Here is a 20,056-nt window from a genome sequence, read left to right as displayed (position 1 = left end):
TGCGCTTGGTATTCCCAATTGTCATCGTTGCGGTTACCGCAGACCTTGGCATGATGCAAGTGATAGATTTGGCATTGAACGACCCTAAAGAATACTCAGCAAGACTGATGGCGCATCATGCTGAAATCTCAGCCTTTGGTGGTATCTTCTTGTTACTCGTCTTCTTAAACTTCATCTTTGATGATAAAGAAGTGCATTGGTTTAACTGGCTTGAGAGCCGCTTAGCAAAGCTTGGCAAAGTCGATGCCATGAGCGTGTTTGTCGCTCTAATTGTCCTGATGTTTGCTGTATCTTGGGCCAGTGCGGAGCAAGCTTCTGCTGTATTGATTGCGGGTGTATGGGGTATCTTGGTCTATCTTGGCGTCCAAGTTATCTCTGGTATGCTCGAGGGTGACCTTGAGGAAGACTTAGAAAATGAAGAGAAGGGTTCAGGTGCCGCAGCGACCAGCGCGATTATGAAGGGCGGTATTATTGGTTTCTTATACTTAGAAGTTCTTGATGCTTCATTCAGTTTCGATGGTGTGATTGGCGCATTTGCAATCACCAATGACGTTATTGTGATTATGTTAGGTCTGGCGATTGGTGCTATGTTTGTGCGTTCGATGACTATTTTCTTGGTAGACAAAGGCACACTTGATGAGTTCATCTATCTAGAACATGGTGCGCATTATGCCATTGGTGCTTTGGCAATTATTATGCTGCTATCAGTGAAATTCCATGTACCAGAGATTATTACTGGTTTGATTGGCATTGCCTTTATTGGTTGGGCATTGCTTGCTTCACTTAAGCATCGCAAGCAACAAGCGAAGGCGATTACTTAGTGTTGATTTTGTCTTAAGTTTAAACGCTAAGTTCAAATTAAGAAAAAGCGCTTTGGTAGAAAATCGTAGTCATGACAGGTTATATCAAGCGATTGGTATGACCTGTCTTCTGTCACGGATCACTTTCTATTGCCTAAGATAAGCATCTTACTTTATAACGCATATTCCCAAAAACAAGAGATATACATGCTAAAGAAAGCTGAACAAACATTAGAGAAAACCATATTTAATAGTCGTTGGCTACTAGCCCCATTTTATTTGGGGCTAGTGATCGGTATTGTTTTACTATTTATCAAGTTTTTCCAAGAACTATGGCACATGATTACCCATGTGTTTACTGCTTCTGAAGCCGATGTCATCGTCGGCACGTTGGCTCTTATTGACATGTCACTGGTCGCAAGCTTATTACTCATCATCATATTTAGTGGCTATGAGATCTTTGTCTCAAAAATTGATACAGGTGATCATGAAGATCGTCCTGAATGGATGGGAAAAATTGATTTCTCTGGTCTGAAACTTAAAGTAATCGGTGCCATCGTTGCCATTTCTGCCATTGATCTTCTCAAATCATTTATGGATATACCCAAAGAGATGAGCGATGCTGATGCTGATGTATTGATGTGGAAAGTGATTATCCATATGACGTTTGTATTATCTGGCTTGTTGTTTGCTTTGATGGATAAGATTGTCGGCGATACCAAAAAGCACTAAAAAATCTTTCAGTACAAAGTGTAGTGACATAATATATGGCACAGTTTTCAGAAAATCCACCCGTACAAGCAATGAGTCTTGTTGTAACGGGTATGCCTGTCGGTAGCCCCAGTATGGAGTATCAAGATAAGTTTGAACCGTATCAGATTATGCAGCGTAATAAGGATAGCATCACCTAAGTCTACGCAGATATTGACTCGGTTCAGCAGAAATGATAGTCGGGTAAATATTTTGCCTATTGTCTGAATCTAATCGCTATAAACCAAGAGTATCCATTCAATTAATTGGTGAATTGAATGGATACTGATCAGAGGTTTTACTCTTTTTATATATAGACTTCATAGCTGTGAATGCCATAATCTTCAACTGGTAATTTTACGAACCAATAAAGTAAGTTTGTCTTTGCCATTATCAACTGTAGCTTCCTTATCATAGGCGACGGTCGTTTCATGTTCCGCAACATCATCACCAACTTTAAGAGCCGTAACGACTTTAGCAGTATGCTCATTATAGGGCTTTACTGTCAGGTTATACTGAAACTCAGTGTCAACAGCGATCGATGCCATCTCTTCAGCATTTACAAGCATTATAGGTGAAGCAATTAACTCACCATCTTTAAATACAGAGGTAGAAACTTTATAAGCATCAGCAGCAAAGCATGATCCTGACGCCAATACGATAGCTACTAACAAACCTAATTTTACTTGCATCTTAATTTCCTTATTTATAATCAATGTATAGTCAATTCCAAATAAAACAGATACGTTATGTTCCAACGCAGTACTGGTATGAATTTTTCTGGCGTGCTGTGACTACGCTGACAGAGGCTGCGTAAAATTCATCCCAGTCCTACTGTATCGCTTTAATACTGAACTCACTATAACTATTCGACAATATTTATAGCCCACTAAAAATATGATATTTCATGCATTCTATAACGGAAGCGCTATACGTTGAAAGTGACACATTACTTATGTAGCGCAGTCGCTGTCTCTTTTAGCTAAGCAACTGCTTCACTTAGTTAGTTTCTATAGGTTCGACATACATCTGTAGGTATTCACGAAAAAAACAGTCAGTCTTCAAGTTTGTGAAGTTCGGCAAACTTGAATTAAGACGGCGTATCATTTGGCAGTAGCTCCGCTATTCGTTTTTGCCATTCCTCCTTAGAAAGAAGCGTATTATTATTTGATTTCATTTCTTCTAATACCCTATAACGAGTAGTAAGCTGATTAATGACATTAGTAAGAGCCGCTTGTTCGCTTTTCGCTTGAGCAAGCTTTTCAGAAACGGCAAGCATTCGTTTATCGATACTGAAATTGCCATCGTAATAATCATTAAGACCATTCTTAATTTCATTGAGACTAAAACCGACAGCTTTTATATTTTTAATTATTTCAATACGCTCAATACATTCAGGATGAAACTCTGTATATAATCGTGACCCTGCCTGACGCTTACGAGATCTCAGCAATCCCAATTCATCGTAATGGCGAATAGTATCTTTAGTCGTATTGGCTTGTTTTGCCAATGCCCCTATCAATAAAAAGGCTGGATCAGATTTCATGTAATAATCTCGAAAAGGTACGTTTGTCTTATTTTAGACAAGTATACCTCAATGAAACCAGTGTAAACCGACTTCTTCTATTCAAAGTTATTTGCCATAACATTTCTTATGGCAAGAAGTGCGGTTCACGAGCCATGTCATGGTATTCCCTTATGTAATTTCATAACCATTTCCAATTAATACTTTATAGATTTCTAAAACCTCATCTAGAATCTTTATAGCCATCGTGTCATCTTTCATCATTTGCCACGGCTTACTAGAGCTTCTCCAATCGAAAGGCTCAAACTTGTCCTTAGCTGGCCACCAGCTAGAACTTTCAAACTGCTTATTTTTAATATTCTCGTTTAGCAATCTGTTTATTTTACTTTTATGTTCACTTGCAAATTCAGAATGTCTGAATTTTCCTAAAAATCTTACGCCCAAGCTTGGTTTATTATAATAATCTTGAAATTCAAAACAAATAATTCCAATATTTTCTATACTTCCGAAGCTAAATTTTTCATACTTATTATCTACTTTCATATTTCTTAGAATAATTTTTTGAGGATAGCTTTTAGCATTTAGGTATAAATCTAATTTAAGCTTTCCGACAAATTCTTTTTTCATTTTTTCAACATTATTATGGAAAGCCAGGCTAGCCTCTATAGTATTCTTATTTCGGCTCATAATTTCTAAAACTGTTTTATCCTCATTCATATCTCCAACCTCCCTAAACTGTTTTTTCTTGATACTCGTCTGTGAGGTAATATTGATGTTCTTAGCGCCCGCATCCTTGCGCCTATGGTTGCCCATTCTTTTTGTGCTGATAATGCTAAAGCTGTCCAAGTTATTTTGCCATATAGCGTCTTATACATTACAGGCTGCTCTATGGGTCAAATCGGTGTCTTGGCGCGGATAATAGCGACCAAACTTATGCAGTTGTAGTTGGTCAACTGGCTTTACAAAACGACAATCTTGTGAGTAGCTTGATGTTAATAGCAAAAAACCGCCTTGATAGGTGGTTTTTGCTGCTGATTTTTTTTGTTCAGACGTAATGCATCCAGTTTTCAGAAAATCCCATTTAAAAAATCATATGCGCACATAATGCAATAATTGGTAATGAAATAATGGTTCTTAATAGAAAAATTATTAATAACTGAAAAAAGCTTACTGGAATTTTGGTTCCTAAAATCAACCCACCTATTTCCGACATATAGATCAATTGAGAAACTGACAAACAAGCGATGACAAATCGAGTTAACTCTGATTCTATTGAAGAACCGATAATAGCAGGCAAAAACATATCTGCAAAACCCACCATAATGGTTTTTGACATTTCTGCTGCAAAGGGTATGTTCATTAATTCTAAGAATGGAATAAACGGCATACCTAAATAATCAAATACGGGTGTCTCTTCTGCAACGATTAAGCCCATCGTCCCGATTGCCATAACGACAGGTAATATTCCGATCCACATATCTAAAATATTTTTTAACCCATCGTTCAAGAAAGTAAAAAAGCTTGGACTCTTTTCTGCTTTGTGAACGGCTTTATGTAAACTATGGGTAAATAACGTTTTTCCTTCAGGAATGGTTTCATGATCTCTATCACTATTTTCTACTACATACGTATCGTCAATTTTAGATAAGGGAAATAACCTTGGTACGATTAAGGCACAAACAATACCGCATAAGGCAACCACCCCAATCATATTGAGAAAGTAGCTTTCTAGCTTAACTTGAGAGATGACGACCAAACAGAATGTAATCGAGACTGCTGAAAAGCTTGTCGCAATAACTGCCGCTTCTTTTTTGGTATAAAATCCGCCTTCCAGTTGTTTATCAGTTAATAATACGCCAATAGTGCCATCACCCAACCATGATGTTAGACAATCTACAGAGGACCTACCGGGTAAACCAAATAGAGGTCTCATTACTTTACTTAATAAAACACCAAAAAATTCTAATAAGCCAAAATCAAGCAATAACGGTAGCAGTAATCCAGCCAAGAAAAACACAATAAAAAGTATTGGCATTAATTCATATAATATTAAACCCCCGATATTATCTGAATATATAAATTCATAACCATACTTAAAATAGGTAACGACAGCAAAAAACGCACCAAGCATTCTAATAACAAGCCAAGGTGTTGTAACGTTCAGTAAGTTATTTAAAAATGCATTATTTAGAATCAATGAAGGCTTCATGATTTTAGTGTATAAAGTACAACACAATGTAATCATAATGGAGATTACAACAAACAGTGGCAAAAGGCTGCCCATATAACCTTGTATATAATCTTTTAATACAGAGATAGGGATGGTAAATCCTTCTGCATATGATACAAACTTACCATCTACATAGGGAATTGGAAATACGAAGAGCAACAAACCTATTATAGAGGGTATAAAGAATTTTAAAAATTGTCTGATACTGATACTGCTGACAGCTTGACTTGAAGCATTGGCTTTAATAATGTCCATATTATTTTTACTCGCAGTCCATTTTTTAACTAGCATAAATAGATTTTTTTATGCTAGATTCTTTAACTCATTTTAAATAATTTATACTAATAGTTATTTAAAAGAGACTGTGTCACTTTTTCTAAGATTTTAAATATTCTTGTTGAGTCATCTTTTGAATTGTTATACAAAGGATTGATTTCTGCCATTTCCCAACAGCATACTTTCTTATTCTTGATTAATTCTATGTTAAGTTGCATGGCTTGTTCATATGACAGACCATTCATTGCAGGCGTACCGGTTCCTGGCACATATAAAGGATCCACACTATCAACATCAAATGAGACATAAATGTGATCACAATATTCCAATTTTTTGAAGATTTCCTCTACTGTGGAACTGATTCCTTTTTGAGTTATCTCAGCAACACTATATAAAGGAATTTTATGCCTTCTAATTAAATCCATCTCTTCTTCTTGATAATCTCTAACGGCACAAAAGACCACATTTTCTGGCTTGATTGAGGGTTCGCTTGATGCCATGAACTTTAATTTTTCCCAATACTCTGTTTCTTTTTCAGAAAGCTCATTGCGCTGGCATTCTAAATTGTCAATGGCACACGCCATCGCTAAAGGCATGCCATGCATGTTTCCTGACCCACTGGTATATGGTGAATGAAAATCAGCGTGTGCATCTATATAGACCACACCAATTTCAGCATCAGGATGCGCCATTTTTAGGCCATGCATCGTTCCTGCACAGCTAGAATGATCTCCAGCTAAGACAATTGGGAATTTATTCTCATTTCTTATATCTTTTATTTTGTGTGCTAACTTAGAGATAATCGGTTCAATCACATCAGCATATTTTGCATGCGCAAATTGTGATTCCCCTTCACTGTTGCTATTATCCTCAATACTGTCAAATTGCAATTTTTCAAAATAATCTGCATTAAGTTCTTTTGATGACGCTTTTAATGCATCAATACCTAAAGAGGCGCCTTTTTTATATCCTGCGATATCTGAATAAACTTCTACTATTCTTATATTTTTCATCATATCAGTCATGATTTTGTCTCTATTAAATAAAATAATTTTCACATCATTTAAATTAAATTCATTCTTATATACTAAAGCTCTTGAAAATTAGTAGATATATTTAAAACAATAAACATATCCATAACTATCCAAGAGCCTTGCTAAATATAAATAAAATTCAAAAAAAACGTTGATTTTAAACGTTATACAAGATAAAAAGTACTTATCGTTTTGTAGTATTAATTACCGTTGTATCAATAGCGATTGTATTAATCACTTACGACATAGCCACAGATTCAGCTTCATTTGTCTCTGTGCTAAGATCTTTGCTATGATTTTTCACTACCGAATATAGATTTTTAGGATCAGCTTGTTGCGGGATTAGATCTAAAATCTCATATCCTCCCTGCTCTCTGATCAAGTCGCGTAAAAACACTAACGCTGTAAAGTCTTCTGATGCAAACCCAACGCCATCGAACACGACTAGATCATCATCTGACGTTCGAGCTTGCACTTCACCTTTGAGGATGCGATGAAACTCAGTAACAGGGAAGTCGCTTGATAGATTTTGGATTTCCCCCTCAATGCGTGTCTGAGGCTCAAACTCCACAATCACATGATCTGCTCGCATTAATATATTTTTATCCAGCTCTGTCTTACCAGGACAATCACCGCCTATCGCATTAATATAAACACCTTTTGTGATTATATCGTCTCGTAAAATAGTGGCATTGGTTTTATCAGCCGTACAGGTAGTAATAATCTCTGCACCTAAAACAGCTTCCTCTAACGTACGACAAACAATAACCTTCAGACCTGAGTCTGCAAGATTATCAGCCGTTTTCTGCGATGCTGCTGGATCAATATCATACAAACGAACTTCTAAGATACCCATGATGGCTTTCATACCCAAGGCTTGAAATTCAGACTGAGCGCCGTTTCCTATTAACGCCAGTTTTGTAACGCCTTTTGGCGCGCAATGTTTGGCCAGCATGGCTGATGTGGCAGCCGTACGTAATGCCGTCAGGATACACATCTCTGTCAGCAAAATAGGATAGCCAGTTTCGACGTCAGACAAGATACCCATCGCCGCCACGGTCTGCAAGTTTCGTTTGGTATTGATTGGATGACCATTGACATATTTGCAGGCAAACATCTCTCCATCGCTGACTGGCATCAACTCGATGACACCGTTTTTGGAATGTGAAGCAAAGCGAGAAGATTTTTCAAATTGATCCCAACGAAGAAAATCTTGTTCTAAGGCATCTACTAGATCTGTAATACATTGCTCAACACCATAATCATGAATCATTTTAGCCATCGCTTGTACACTAACGAATGGCACGCCTTCCTTGGGTGATACGATAAATTTAGACATTAATGCTGTTCCTTTTCATGAATGTTGTTTGTTGAACCGACAATTAATATCCTACCAACTATAATTGTCAGTTAAAATGTCAATAAGTTATTAAATATGGACGTATTTTTGACATATTGTTAAGTACTACTTAGCATAATGTCAAAATTCAATGAAGGAAGCATTTTTATGGCGTATTACACTTATGATTCTTTAGATAGCGAACTGATATCTGAACTTCGACAAGATGGTCGAGCAACCATCTCAAACCTTGCCAAAAAACTCAAAGTCTCTCGTGCCACTATCCAAAACAGATTGGATAGACTGATGCATAACGGCGCTATTTTAGGATTTACGATTCGAGTGCATGAGGCACTAGATAAAGAAACCGTCAAAGCGATGATGATGATTGAAGTGACCGGAAAATCTACGTCACAAGTGATTAGGAAGTTACGAGGTATACCGCAACTGATTAAGCTACATACGACCAATGGAGCGTGGGATTTGGTAGCAGAAATACACACCACAAGCTTGAGAGAATTTGATGAAGTGCTGCGTCAAGTCAGAGAGATTGATGGCATTCTTAATAGCGAAACCAGTGTTCTGCTTTCGAGTTTGTAATATAACTATACTCAGAAAAATATGTTCAGCGCAGCCTAATGTTCAATTCCCTAGTGAGGACTTGAATCTTAGGCTATAGGCTAAGGGTATCAATGGTTTGATGTAGTGGCATAATAAAACTGGACCGCTTCTAAGAGGTTAGATGAACCCAAAGAAGGAAAATAGCATAACCAATAAACGCGACCAATATATCCAAGAATTCAAACTTGAAGCTATCAGCTTAGTGGTTGATCACCAACGTAAAATACCCGATGTAGCAAACTCACTTGGTATTGGTAGATCAACTGTAGTGGTCAACTAATTTAGGACACCTGACCACTACAGTACAGTCTCATATTGCATATCTTAATGTAGATTGTTTTGTTCTAAACGGATTAGAAATGCTGCAAAACCTTCGGTTGCTCGAGCCTGTAGTCGGCTACTGGTCATTACACGGACACGATTGCTCCAAGTGATGGCATAGCTTTGAGCTTCAAATCTACTGACCAAGTCCACATCCTCATGACAAGGTATAGATGCAAAGCCGCCAACAGCCAGATAAGCCTCACTACTAAAACTTAAATTTGCTCCATGAATATGATGGTGTCCCATTTTATCTTGGTAATGAGCGATATAATCCTTTCGAGTTTGCGGTGTTAACCGTGCCCAACTGTCAACTTGCACTATGCCGCAAATCATATCTGTCGGCTGGTGGCTAATATGTTCAATCTGCTGTGCCAACCAATCTACAGTTACCACGGAGTCAGCATCTGTACAGGCAATCCATGTGGCACCATTTGTGATCGCATGACGAATACCAATATCTCTCACCCTTCCCACACATTGATAGTCACAGCATAAGTAATCAATACCAGCGGCTTTGACGATGGACTGCGTATTATCAGTGCAGCTATCCAACACCACTAGCGGATACGCTTTAATCATTGAGGGCAATTGCTCGATAGCGGTCCGTACTGATGCCAAGCATTTAGCGATGGTCATTGCCTCATTATGAGCGGGAATCACAATGCCAATTTTCATAGCCTATTCACCTCTCTACTCAGTTTTTTAAAACTTATACCCTGTTATATCAAGTTTTCTTGCATGGCTACCGAGCTTGGAGAACGTTGCCAAATATCTAATAAGAAATCATTGTCTATCACTTGGCTTTGATGATTGAATGCAACCTGATGCTTCTCATTATTTGCAAAATTAAAGGCATGGTGCAGGCGCTGATGTACAGTTTCACCTGTCATAGCAAAGCCATCAATAGCATAGCGCCAATGACAGCATAGCAATGTACCGCCTATAGCAAGGTTTTGCTGAGTCCAAGCGATCACCGTGTCAATATCATTGGGTGATAAATAATATAAAATTTCACTAATGACAATTAAATCAAAGGCTGGCTCTATAGTAGGTGTATCGTTTGATAAAGGAGAAGCCTCTATAATTGCCTCTCTTAAATTTAATAATCTATTAGGAACTACACCTTGAATGACCTTAACATGAGACAATTCTGCCAAGCGCTCTTTGGCAAGTTGCACTGCCCGTTGATTCCCATCGATACTCACTAATGCCTGACAACGTTGAGCTAATAACTCACTAAGCACACCGTTTCCGCAGCCCAGTTCAATGGTATTGTTATATTCAGATTGGGGCAGTATCGCTAAACAAATATCACGTTTTCGTTTTTCATACCAGCGAGTTTGATACTGCCATGGGTCCGTGTTGTCATTATATAATGCGTCAAAATACGATTCTGAATAAGCAGATGATTGGCGCTTAGTAGCAGGATTATCATCTAATACAGTTTTATCATAATCTATACTATCAACTAAGTTATCGGCACTCATCGACGGCTTAGGTTTAGAGGTGTGATTCATATAAATAAACCTCCCAAGGTTGGCTAATTCTAGCAATCGTTTGCGCGGATAAAATAGGCGGATTGTCCGTACTGTCATCAGCAGTGATTTGACTTTCAAAGCAGGCAATGGCCTTTATTTTACGCTGTAGCTGCTCAGTGGTTAAGTCAACTCTTTTGGCACAGTGCCAAGGAATACGGCTATCCGCAGGTTTTGCCCAATGCCATGCCCAAATCAACACTTGATAACAGGCTAAATGATGCTGCTTGGCAAATGAGACCACCACTTGTCCAGTTGCTTCATGGTCAGGATGCCCGTCATGCATAAAAGGCGTTATTAAAATATCGTTAGGTTTAATAATGGTGGATAGTTTCTGGTGAAACTGATCTTGTTGGGCAAAGACATTGCCATCTGTTAAGTCTAAAGCAATAGTCATAACTTGATGGGCCACACTCAATACTTCTAGCGCTCTAATACTTTCTTGTGGACGGATGATATTAAGCTTTTCTTGAGAATAAACGTGCGAGTTTGGATGACTTTGTGTGCCATTAGTCACGTGAATAAGAACGATAGGATTGCCATTCGCCGCCAGTTGTTGCAACAGACCGCCACAGCCTAGCACTTCATCATCAGGATGCGGGGCGAAGATACAGACACGCTGATGCGGGGCAAAGCTTTTTGCAATATCAAATCGAGGCATGTCTTGCAGGCCTGACCAGTTTTTCCAGGCATCTTGACTGGTGCCATCACCTTCAATAACACGGTCACCTACAATCGGATGGTTGCCTTCAGGAAAAGCAACATGGGTAGCAGCATTATCTTTGGTGGCAGGTTCTACAGCCTTATTAGATATTACAGTTGCCATATATTGTCCTGCCCATCAGTTAAGTCATTGGCTAAAATACCAGTTAATTCGCCGATTTTCTGTAAGTCAAAAGCGCCATGACTTTGGCGGGTAAACACGGGCAAATCTGTTGACAATCTTGCAAAATGGGCATTGCGACAAAATGGTGCTGCTCCCAATGCCTGCCCGACAACCTCCATTACTTGGCGAGCAACTTTCTCAACTTGTAATCTTAGCTGGCGTATGGCAAGTTCATGACTCAGCTGTGGCTGGCTATCTATTAAATCAGCAACATAATAAAAATACTGCTGAGTGACTGCCAATGCCGTACTAATTTGACCCAAATACATGGCTTTATAATTGTTTGGTTTCTGCTCATAGGCACTGATTAAGTAGTCTGCTAGGTAAGCGCTTGCCCCGTACCAGCAAGCAGCAACACCTGCCGCTCCATGCCAAAATCCCACACGTTCTAGATAAGCATTGGCTGTCCCAACTTGACAGGCTGTCACCTTACAAAACTGTAAAGTTGCTGTATCAGTGCCTTGCATCCCTATCGCCCGCCATCCCTCGTTATCAATCTCAATGCCAGTTTGCTGCATATCTACAATAAGTAATTGCGATTGACCGTTCTTATCACGATAGGTCATTAGCGCGCGATCAACAATGTTAGCGCCAGAACACCACTCTTTTGTACCGCTGATTTTACCCTGCTGATAATGAATAGGATCGGAATGACCCTCTGCTGCCCAAACAGCCCACAACCCTTGATCAGCTTTAGCATAGCCCACCTCATGTAAAATACTTAGCGCATCCAAGTGCGACTCAAACCATTTTGCAATCGTTAAATCAACACCTGCTACATAAGCCAAAATTTGCCAACGGATCAATGTACTTGATATTCCACCATTTACATTGGTAGCACCACTTGCCGGATGCGGGACTTTCTCGCTATAGGTGATTAAGGCTTTTAGAATGTCATGACGTAATGCATCAGTTAAGCCAAGCGTCCTAATGGTTTGATTATCAGTACGTATGATATTGTCTATACTGGCTTTAATCTCTGACAATAAAGGATTTGTTGCATCTAACGGTAGCATAAGGGTCTCCTAATCGTTCTTATGAGTCAGACATTTGGACTGTGGCAGGTTTCAAAATATCTGTTTGTCGCCTTTTAACATCATACAGATCATCTAAAAAACTCTGCTGCCAAGCTTGCAAGTTATCTTTTTGCAGTCCTTGCAGTAGCGATTGATAGCGTGACTGCCGCTCACCTAATGGCATTGTCAAAGCAATCCCTAAACCGTCTGTCATACTTTTTGGTTGATGTGGGTCGATAATGACTGCGGCTTGCATTTGCGCCGCTGCCCCAGCGTAACGTGAGAGCAATAGCACGCCAGGATTATCAGGATTTTGAGCGGCAATATACTCTTTGGCAACCAGATTCATACCATCTTTAAGCGAATTGACCCAGCCGATATCACTCTGCCAAAACATCGTCATTAGTGTCTCGTGGCTTATTACGCTTTCGTCATAGTTGATAGCTTGCCAAGTATCTGTAGAAGCATCTTTTGTATATTTACTAGGCAAAAACTGCTGATTAATATCATTAACAGCAGTTTTAACATCATGATGAAGTTGTTGATAAGCAGGCACATCTAAGCGACTAGGACAGGCGATTTGTAATAATTTCAGTTGATTCTGATAAGACGGATTTTGATGTAAAAAATTGTGATATGCCGAAAAACGCCTTAACAAACCTTTTGAGTAATCAATTCTATCTACTGCAATAATCTGCTGGGCGTTAGACTTTATGCTTTTTTTGTTCTGATGGGCTTTGACGTATTGTACTGAGCAATGCGAAGACAAGTGACTGACCTGTTGTTGGATTCTCTCCACATTCACACCGATTGGATAAGCCTTAACCACTAAAGAATGCTGGGATTTTAAATCTAAATTGAGCAGTAACTGCACATCAGATGATTTATATAGACTAGCAGCATGTTTGTCGTGTAAAACATTTATTGGTGAGAGCTCTGAAGAACATACTGCTAAAATCTTATCTGTTAAATAATATCTGCAAACCGCAAGACAGTTGGCTCTACCTTGATGAGTTTGTGTACCAATTACGTCATAATGAGCAAGCTGCCTAATGAGCTCATCGCTTTTATCAAGCGATTGCCAAAATGGCAATGAGACAAATGGGATGTGTAAAAAAAATCCGATACGATTGTGAATACCCAACTGCCTACAATGATATGCCACACTTAAAAAGTGATAATCATGAACCCAAATCACATCATCAGGCTTAATAATCTTCTTTAATTGCTTAGCAAAAAGACGGTTTACCTCTTGATAGCCTGCGTAATCCTCTGGTGTTTCATGAATTAAATCAGGTCGCTCGTGCAATAATGGCCACAATACATTATTGGCAAATCCACAGTAAAACTGCTGATATTGCTTAGTCGTAAAAGCAGTGGTCATATAAGTAATAGAGGTCTTACCCTGTGATATATCTATGCCTGATAAGACGGCTTGTTTGGTAATACTAAATTCATTAGAGAAATCATCATCAAATCTATTAACGATTTCACCATTCCAGCCCATCCAAACGACTGATTTTTCCATCAATACGTCTTGCAGTGCTATCGCCAGTCCGCCTGCCATTGGATTTTTATCAGGCATTTTAACCCGATTAGACAAGACGATTAAGCGGCTCATATCACGTGCCTCACTGTTTCTTTTGCTAGCATTGAATGCTCTTGGCAAAAGCCTAAAAAGCTATTCAGTAACATGGTGACCTCATGAGTATTACGTACATAGTAATTGGCATGCGTAGCCTCACTACCAACCTTAATCCCCATTCCTTTTAATGGCTGTGGTTGACTGACTATTATTTGATTTTCACCTTGTACAGCGATAAACCCTGCTTCATCCGTAATATCATCACCGATAAAAATAGGTAAAATACTATTACTACTCTGCATTCTTTTTAATAAAGTCAGAATTGCGCTACCTTTATCCACTCCTTTTGGCACTACCTCCCAAACACATTTACCGGATTTCAATGTCCAGTTAGCATGAGTTTTTAAGGCTTTTACCATGATGGTATAAGCCGCATCAGCCAAAACAGGGTTCTTTCGGAAATGGAGGGCGACAGAATAGGGTTTATCTTCTACGGTGAAGTCATCAAAGGGAATGCAAGATTGGATAATAGACTTTCTTATTACAGCAAGTTCCATGATGTCAACAGATACAACATGTGTCTCATTATGATCACTGATATCATCAAACGCTATTTCTAGTCCATGCGTTGCGGCAATCGGTAATGTTAAAGGAGACAGCATTTGCCTTGCTTCAGCCAAACTGCGTCCTGTTACGACAGCAAGTTTTACACCATGGCTTTGTATTTTTTGTAGAAGAATCAAGGTTGATGTTGGGATAACGCTGTCTTTTGGATTCAGTGTGAAATCAGCTAACGTACCATCTATATCTAGAAACAAATAATAATTTTGCTGAGGGCATAAATAGTCAGCAAAGTTTTTTGGTAGAATATAGATAGGTCGCCTATTTATGCTGGGATTTCTTCCTGAAGTCACGTTTATTCCCTTTTAATATGAGAACATTTTTCGCTCTAACACCACCTAAGTTTGAAATAATTTAGCTGCTAAAAGTTACTGGCGTTTTAAATATGGATTTATAGGAAGGCCACTATTAAGCAACTAAATCTAATAAGAAGTGTGCCATAGCTCCAGTAAAAATCTAGTGACCAGAGTGTGCTGTTTGACGTGAGTTCTGTAACTCATTAAACACGGTTGCCATTTATAGCAGGTCGCTATACATTGTATGTAATTCAATGGCGCTTAGCTTTTCGCGTAGTGCGCTCATTTGTAACTTTCAGCTTTTGTAATAGGCTACTTTCTCTTTATCCTCTAAGCTGTTTTGATAAGTAAAATCTTCCAATAGCATTAAACAATTTGTAATTAACTTGAGATTATTTAATGATAGATCCTCATACTTACCCAAAGCATGCAACTTGATTTTTGAGCGTAATTCGAATAATCCCAAACTACAGCCCCATATTTTTTAATCAGTTCGTCCCTTGATTCTACGCTACTCTTATCATTTTCTTTCATCGCAACCCTCAAACTATATGCTCCTGTGCTTATAACTACCCATTTTTTATAAATGACTAAACATCAAGCCAATGCTGTTGTCTGGCATAAAAAAGCTGTTTGGGCGTATCGATATCATAGCTAAGTTGATGGTTTATGACCGTACTTAACTGATTGGGCGGTAAGGCTCTAATCAAATAGCGCAAACCTTTATCCCCTATCAGTGCTGGTTGCCACTGTTTGAGACGCTCAACATTAATGACTATCGGAAGACCGGTGATATTATTTTTACTTGTATCAGTAGAATACGCTTTATCTACACATTGATAACGACTAGCGACCACTGTGCTTTTGAACGCTAATAATTTTTTCAAATGCTCACTATCTAATAATACTTGATCTACCCCCATGATTAACACTCGATTAATCAACGAGACTTTCAAGTTAGTCAGAGCTTCAATACCAAGAGACAAGCTATGCGCCATACCCGTTTTAGGTATTAAATTAATCACGGTATAGATTATTGGATTTTGACGGACCAACCCATTAATCGCATTGGTGATTGCTGGTTGATCTTGAGGAATGATAACAATAACGGCAAGAGGCTTTGTGGCTAATGCTATTTTAGTCATATAACAGATGAGAGGTTCGCAATGCTTGCTGAGCAGTTGCTTAGATTGACCAAGACGCTCGCTCAGACCACTTGCCAAGATAATAACAGCGTGGTCTTTTTCATCATTTTCTGTACTGCTGGGCAATGGATTTTTGGTTGGTAAAATAGAATGATTAGTATCAACATCGCTAGTCATGGGCGTAATCATTTTTATAATTATTGAAGACTGATTGCTCTGAGGTTTGAATAGTATATTGGCTATTTGGCAGTAATGCTTGCGGCGCGTGTCCATGAATCACCGCGCTCATTTGTGCCATGATACTGAGTGCCAATGCTTCAGGTCCATCCCCACCCAACTTATAACCAATAGGATAATGCAGTTTACGAATACCATCCGCTAAAATATGTGGGTTAGCACTTGTCTCACTAATTTCTTTGATTAAACGCTCAGTACGATAGCGAGGTCCCAGTTGTCCAAGATAACGATATTGAGCAGAATGCTCTAGTAGTACGGCTAGTCGGGCGCGGTCTTGGGCCAGACTATGAGACATCACAGCAACGGCGGCGCCAGCACTGAGATTGAGCAATGTTTCACTATCATCCAAAGCCACGCACAGTACTGAGTCTGCTTGGCTAAAGCGCAGACGTGTTGCATATTGGGGTCGACTGTCTATGACGGTGACATACCAATCTTGTAGCTTTGCCATTGTCACCAGCGGTAGAACATCGTTACCTGCCCCGCAAATCACTAATCGTGTCTGTGGGTAAATCTGCTGCAATAACCACTCACTCTCATGTTGCCGATCACCTGTGGCTTGTAGCTCTAGGTCGCTCGTTAACTTAATGTATTCAGCATTTTTTTTATGAAACTTATGCTTTGATAGTTTTTGAATGGCATTTAACAACATATCATCTATAAACGTATTCGAATCGCTTATCATGTTGCGGTTCAAATATAAATCGGTCAGACTTCCTGTCTTTAAATACGTATCTAAATAAATGCGGCTACCAAATTGCATCCCCATTCCTTTAATCTTTGCACTATCCAACCTAATAAGCGTAGCAATGGTTGCTGGCTGTTGAGTATGACGAACCTGACGGATGAGATCAAGTAATGATATCGCTGTCGATAAACGCTCAAATAAGACATGTATTCGTCCATTACAACCCAAGCCAAAATTGAGCTCGCCGTATAAAAAATCGTCTTCAGACATATCTGCATCTTTAATGCTAGCACTATCATCGTCTACAATAGACAAATCAGAGTCACCATTTTTATGATATCCAATATCATCACCTGTCTGGTAAACTTGTATATTCGCACCGTTTCGAGTCAGCCAAAAGGCACGTTTGATAATATGCGGCTCAAGGCAGCCGCCGCTAATCATCCCAACCGAACGTCCATCGGCGCAGATAAGCATCATCGCACCCGGCTGACGGTACGCCGAGCCTTCTGTACGAACCACGGTGGCTAATACAGCATCGATGTTTTGTTGTGTTGCTTGCTCAGCAAGGTCAAGGATATCAGCAGCTTGATTCATAACGTTCCTTATAGACTTATCAATAAGCTTAGAGAATAAGCTAAAAAAACCCGCTGTTTAATCGGATTTTTTTAAGCAAAACAGTATTTGATAAGAATCAATCTGGCAGTTGGTCAATAAGCTTATCTAGAGTAATGGGGAAGTCTCGAACCCGGATACCGACCGCATTATAGATAGCATTTGCAATCGCTGCTGCAGCGCCTGAAATTGCTGTTTCGCCAATCCCTTTGATATGCATTGGGTTGGTATAACGATCATCTTCTTCTAGCAAAATAACATCCAGTTGCGGTACGTCAGCATTAACAGGAATATGGTATTCAGAGAGGTCATGATTACACAAGCGCCCGTCATGTTTATCATGGATAACCTCTTCCATCAAAGCTGAACCTATACCAAAAACCATACCACCATAACACTGTGAAGTAGCGGTTTTTTGATTGAGGATACGCCCTGAGGCAAATACGCCCGTCATACGCTTGACTCGAATCTCACCCGTCACTCGGTGCACAGCGACTTCTGCAAAATTGGCACCGAATGAAGATTGGCGATGGGTTTTTTCATTTTTACCCGGTTTAATCTTGCCTTTAGCACTTAACTTTTGGTCGTCATATTGCGCGATAATATCGGCTAGTGAATAACTATTATGGCCACTAAAATCATATCTACTTTGTTTAGCCTCCTGCTTCTCCGGCAAGCGTTCCAATACAGATTCAGGGAGAGGCACGCTCGTTTTTTCTGCTAACTTCTCTACAAGTTCAGTGGCGACATCCTTACCAGATTCAATGATAGTCTCTGTTACTGTAACTTCATGCTCTCCTATTTCGCTGATCTGACCGTCATTTAGCTGGATAGTGTCGGAGTATAGTCCAACTTTGTCTGCCAGCATTTCACGCAATTGCTGACACGCCAGATAAATACTGCTACCTGAGCTTGCCGCACCCATGCTACCGCCTGAACCAACGGCTGGCGGCATACTAGTATCGCCAAGTTTCATCTCAATATGGTCAACCGGTAGACCAAGTAGATCAGCAGCAATTTGGGTAAATACGGTATAAGAGCCCGTACCAATATCGGTCATATCTGTTTCAATAATGGCTTTAATCCCAAGCATTTTTGAGTCATCGATTTGTAGGGTTGCTCTTGCTTCAGAAAGCTTTAACTGATTACCACGGGCAGCGGCAGCCATACCGATACCCAACCACCAGTCTCCTTCTAAGCACTTGGCGGGCATCTTATTGCGTTTCTCCCAACCAAACTGCTCAGCCCCTTTTTCCATACAGGCGATCAGCTGCCGAGTTGAAAAAGGTATTTCTTTACTAGGATCCTGATGAGGCTCATTACGGCGGCGTAGCTCTATAGGATCCATATCTAATTGAATGGCCAACTCGTCCATTGCACATTCAACAGCAATTAACCCCACCGCTTCCCCAGGGGCGCGCATTGAACCTGATAATACTTTATTGACATCAACCATCTGATAGTCGACCTGACGATTTTCACCACGGTATAGATAGTGAGTAGACAGCGCTGCAGGCTCAAAGAAGCTCTCACCGGGTAAGTTACTAGTGATGGTATTATGGATAAAAGTATTAATAATACCGTTTTTATTACAGCCGATGCCAATCCGTTGACGCGTATCTGAGCGCCTTATGGTGGTTTCCATGACTTGCGGGCGAGTCATCACAATCAATACCGGACGCTTAAGCTCTTTTGCAGAAATGGCCGCGGCAATCGATTCAGGTGCAATACCAAGTTTACTGCCAAAACCGCCACCAACGTAATGAGCAATCAGTTGCACATTATCTGGATCCAAATTTAAGGCATCCGCCACTTGTTGTTTGCAAGAGGACAACATCTGATTGGCCGTATACAAGACTAACTTTTCATCCTCCCAATAAGCCAATGTAGCATGTGGCTCCATGGGCGAACTACTCTGGCTTGGCGTATGATAAATCTGATCAAACGAAACCTCAGACTCTTTAAGTCCTTGCTCTGGGTAGCCCTGCTTATAATTCTTGTCCGAGCCTTTTTTTTCATCAACCGAATGCGCATTTCCCAATGCTGAGCTGAAATCTATCACAGCATTTGCTGTTTCATCTTCATAAGTCACCTTGAGGGCTTTTGCGCCTTCAGTAGCCGCTTCAAAGGTTTCAGCGATTACGGCAGCTATGGGCTGACCATGGTAAAAAATCTCAACGACGCCTTGAGTGGGTGCTTTTTTCTCCCCGCCTTGCTGAGCGTTACGCAAAAAATGCTCGGGATCAGTAACCACTTTAATAATACCTGGAATCGCCTCCACTGCATGGCTATCGATGTGCTTCACCTTGCCTTTAGCAATGGTCGCACCAACTAAGACGCCGTAAACCTGTCCTTCAATATAAAATTCTGCGCTATAAGTCGCTTGTCCACTGACTTTCAAGGAACCGTCTACACGGTTGATAGGTTTACCAACCAATTGACTGGCAGTTTTATCAAAAAGAGTATCAACTGGGTTATCCATGGTCAGTTTTTTTGTGGGTTCTGATGGCAGTACTGCGTCCAATAGTGACAT

General features: G+C 39.8%; 20 protein-coding genes and 1 pseudogene. 5 read left to right on the top strand and 16 right to left on the bottom strand.

Going from position 1 to position 20,056, the window contains the following annotated elements:
* The 3 genes and pseudogenes from JMX75_RS10320 to JMX75_RS10310 all read left to right on the top strand — a co-directional run.
* The coding region (locus JMX75_RS10320) for a DUF475 domain-containing protein (protein WP_201532249.1) at positions 1-821 on the top strand (821 nt) is incomplete at its 5' end.
* Between the two features lie 186 nt (positions 822-1,007).
* Positions 1,008-1,532: a TIGR00645 family protein gene (locus tag JMX75_RS10315; RefSeq protein WP_133105000.1), complete on the top strand. Its 525-nt coding sequence runs from the start codon at positions 1,008-1,010 to the stop codon at positions 1,530-1,532.
* Between the two features lie 32 nt (positions 1,533-1,564).
* Positions 1,565-1,711 (top strand): annotated as a pseudogene (locus JMX75_RS10310) (DUF411 domain-containing protein); the annotation flags it as partial.
* 183 nt (positions 1,712-1,894) lie between these two features.
* On the opposite strand, the gene JMX75_RS10305 reads toward JMX75_RS10310, so the two are convergent.
* The 7 genes from JMX75_RS10305 to JMX75_RS10280 form a co-directional block, all read right to left on the bottom strand.
* Positions 1,895-2,242, bottom strand: coding sequence for a hypothetical protein (locus JMX75_RS10305; RefSeq protein WP_227673170.1), 348 nt, complete (start codon positions 2,240-2,242; stop codon positions 1,895-1,897).
* A 398-nt stretch (positions 2,243-2,640) separates the two neighbouring features.
* Positions 2,641-3,096, bottom strand: coding sequence for a MerR family transcriptional regulator (locus tag JMX75_RS10300; protein WP_201532246.1), 456 nt, complete (start codon positions 3,094-3,096; stop codon positions 2,641-2,643).
* 150 nt (positions 3,097-3,246) lie between these two features.
* Entirely contained in the window at positions 3,247-3,792 is a 546-nt protein-coding gene (locus JMX75_RS10295) for a hypothetical protein (RefSeq protein ID WP_201532245.1), read from the bottom strand.
* 150 nt (positions 3,793-3,942) lie between these two features.
* Positions 3,943-4,077, bottom strand: coding sequence for a hypothetical protein (locus tag JMX75_RS13055; RefSeq protein WP_265088675.1), 135 nt, complete (start codon positions 4,075-4,077; stop codon positions 3,943-3,945).
* 79 nt (positions 4,078-4,156) lie between these two features.
* Positions 4,157-5,560 carry a YjiH family protein gene (locus tag JMX75_RS10290; RefSeq protein ID WP_227673169.1) on the bottom strand — a complete coding sequence of 468 codons (1,404 nt, stop codon included), beginning with the start codon at positions 5,558-5,560 and terminating at the stop codon, positions 4,157-4,159.
* 86 nt (positions 5,561-5,646) lie between these two features.
* Complete coding sequence (locus tag JMX75_RS10285; RefSeq protein WP_181209855.1) at positions 5,647-6,606, bottom strand: arginase; 960 nt, start codon at positions 6,604-6,606, stop codon at positions 5,647-5,649.
* 247 nt (positions 6,607-6,853) lie between these two features.
* Positions 6,854-7,954, bottom strand: a complete 1,101-nt coding sequence (locus JMX75_RS10280) for an ornithine cyclodeaminase (protein ID WP_201532243.1) — start codon at positions 7,952-7,954, stop codon at positions 6,854-6,856.
* Positions 7,955-8,122: 168 nt separating this feature from the next.
* Here JMX75_RS10280 and JMX75_RS10275 point away from each other — a divergent pair, with 168 nt between their 5' ends.
* On the top strand, positions 8,123-8,554 hold the full coding sequence (locus JMX75_RS10275; protein WP_020443938.1) for an Lrp/AsnC family transcriptional regulator: 432 nt from the start codon (positions 8,123-8,125) through the stop codon (positions 8,552-8,554).
* A 142-nt stretch (positions 8,555-8,696) separates the two neighbouring features.
* Positions 8,697-8,855, top strand: a complete 159-nt coding sequence (locus tag JMX75_RS10270) for a hypothetical protein (RefSeq protein ID WP_201532242.1) — start codon at positions 8,697-8,699, stop codon at positions 8,853-8,855.
* A 44-nt stretch (positions 8,856-8,899) separates the two neighbouring features.
* Here JMX75_RS10270 and JMX75_RS10265 read toward each other — a convergent pair whose 3' ends face one another.
* From JMX75_RS10265 to JMX75_RS10225, 9 genes are all read right to left on the bottom strand, one after another.
* Complete coding sequence (locus tag JMX75_RS10265) at positions 8,900-9,574, bottom strand: glycosyltransferase (protein ID WP_201532241.1); 675 nt, start codon at positions 9,572-9,574, stop codon at positions 8,900-8,902.
* 44 nt (positions 9,575-9,618) lie between these two features.
* On the bottom strand, positions 9,619-10,416 hold the full coding sequence (locus JMX75_RS10260; protein WP_201532240.1) for a class I SAM-dependent DNA methyltransferase: 798 nt from the start codon (positions 10,414-10,416) through the stop codon (positions 9,619-9,621).
* Positions 10,400-11,260: a PIG-L deacetylase family protein gene (locus tag JMX75_RS10255; protein ID WP_227673168.1), complete on the bottom strand. Its 861-nt coding sequence runs from the start codon at positions 11,258-11,260 to the stop codon at positions 10,400-10,402. Before JMX75_RS10255 ends, JMX75_RS10260 begins: the two co-directional genes overlap by 17 nt.
* A complete protein-coding gene (locus tag JMX75_RS10250) occupies positions 11,248-12,336 on the bottom strand; it encodes an acyl-CoA dehydrogenase (protein ID WP_201532239.1) in 1,089 nt (362 codons plus the stop codon). The genes JMX75_RS10255 and JMX75_RS10250 overlap by 13 nt, the downstream gene beginning before the upstream one ends.
* Positions 12,337-12,355: 19 nt before the next feature.
* Positions 12,356-13,957 carry a trehalose-6-phosphate synthase gene (locus JMX75_RS10245; protein WP_201532238.1) on the bottom strand — a complete coding sequence of 534 codons (1,602 nt, stop codon included), beginning with the start codon at positions 13,955-13,957 and terminating at the stop codon, positions 12,356-12,358.
* Entirely contained in the window at positions 13,954-14,739 is a 786-nt protein-coding gene (gene otsB, locus JMX75_RS10240) for a trehalose-phosphatase (protein ID WP_265088674.1), read from the bottom strand. Before otsB ends, JMX75_RS10245 begins: the two co-directional genes overlap by 4 nt.
* A 689-nt stretch (positions 14,740-15,428) precedes the next feature.
* Positions 15,429-16,160 (bottom strand): nucleotidyltransferase family protein, encoded by a 732-nt coding sequence (locus JMX75_RS10235; RefSeq protein ID WP_201532236.1) that lies wholly within the window; start codon positions 16,158-16,160, stop codon positions 15,429-15,431.
* Entirely contained in the window at positions 16,153-17,505 is a 1,353-nt protein-coding gene (locus JMX75_RS10230) for an XdhC family protein (protein WP_201532235.1), read from the bottom strand. Before JMX75_RS10230 ends, JMX75_RS10235 begins: the two co-directional genes overlap by 8 nt.
* Before the next feature lie 97 nt (positions 17,506-17,602).
* On the bottom strand, positions 17,603-20,056 hold the full coding sequence (locus tag JMX75_RS10225; protein WP_201532234.1) for a xanthine dehydrogenase family protein molybdopterin-binding subunit: 2,454 nt from the start codon (positions 20,054-20,056) through the stop codon (positions 17,603-17,605).

Origin of the sequence: Psychrobacter sp. LFX-11D (genome assembly GCF_904846475.1) — a bacterium.
Classification (GTDB): Bacteria; Pseudomonadota; Gammaproteobacteria; order Pseudomonadales; family Moraxellaceae; genus Psychrobacter; species Psychrobacter cryohalolentis.
Note: the sequence above shows the minus strand (reverse complement) of the source record. Positions and strands in the feature narration are given on the sequence as shown.

Bases quoted from the DNA above. Each gene is read 5' to 3' on its own strand.
- JMX75_RS10265 (WP_201532241.1), bottom strand. From the start codon at position 9,574: ATGAAAATTGGCATTGTGATTCCCGCTCATAATGAGGCAATGACCATC.
- JMX75_RS10245 (WP_201532238.1), bottom strand. From the start codon at position 13,957: ATGAGCCGCTTAATCGTCTTGTCTAATCGGGTTAAAATGCCTGATAAA.
- JMX75_RS10260 (WP_201532240.1), bottom strand. From the start codon at position 10,416: ATGAATCACACCTCTAAACCTAAGCCGTCGATGAGTGCCGATAACTTA.
- JMX75_RS10225 (WP_201532234.1), bottom strand. From the start codon at position 20,056: ATGTCACTATTGGACGCAGTACTGCCATCAGAACCCACAAAAAAACTG.
- JMX75_RS10270 (WP_201532242.1), top strand. From the start codon at position 8,697: ATGAACCCAAAGAAGGAAAATAGCATAACCAATAAACGCGACCAATAT.
- JMX75_RS10255 (WP_227673168.1), bottom strand. From the start codon at position 11,260: ATGGCAACTGTAATATCTAATAAGGCTGTAGAACCTGCCACCAAAGAT.
- JMX75_RS10300 (WP_201532246.1), bottom strand. From the start codon at position 3,096: ATGAAATCTGATCCAGCCTTTTTATTGATAGGGGCATTGGCAAAACAA.
- JMX75_RS10280 (WP_201532243.1), bottom strand. From the start codon at position 7,954: ATGTCTAAATTTATCGTATCACCCAAGGAAGGCGTGCCATTCGTTAGT.
- JMX75_RS10235 (WP_201532236.1), bottom strand. From the start codon at position 16,160: ATGACTAGCGATGTTGATACTAATCATTCTATTTTACCAACCAAAAAT.
- JMX75_RS10250 (WP_201532239.1), bottom strand. From the start codon at position 12,336: ATGCTACCGTTAGATGCAACAAATCCTTTATTGTCAGAGATTAAAGCC.
- JMX75_RS10275 (WP_020443938.1), top strand. From the start codon at position 8,123: ATGGCGTATTACACTTATGATTCTTTAGATAGCGAACTGATATCTGAA.
- JMX75_RS10290 (WP_227673169.1), bottom strand. From the start codon at position 5,560: ATGGACATTATTAAAGCCAATGCTTCAAGTCAAGCTGTCAGCAGTATC.
- JMX75_RS10315 (WP_133105000.1), top strand. From the start codon at position 1,008: ATGCTAAAGAAAGCTGAACAAACATTAGAGAAAACCATATTTAATAGT.
- JMX75_RS10295 (WP_201532245.1), bottom strand. From the start codon at position 3,792: ATGAATGAGGATAAAACAGTTTTAGAAATTATGAGCCGAAATAAGAAT.
- JMX75_RS10230 (WP_201532235.1), bottom strand. From the start codon at position 17,505: ATGAATCAAGCTGCTGATATCCTTGACCTTGCTGAGCAAGCAACACAA.
- JMX75_RS10305 (WP_227673170.1), bottom strand. From the start codon at position 2,242: ATGCAAGTAAAATTAGGTTTGTTAGTAGCTATCGTATTGGCGTCAGGA.
- JMX75_RS10285 (WP_181209855.1), bottom strand. From the start codon at position 6,606: ATGACTGATATGATGAAAAATATAAGAATAGTAGAAGTTTATTCAGAT.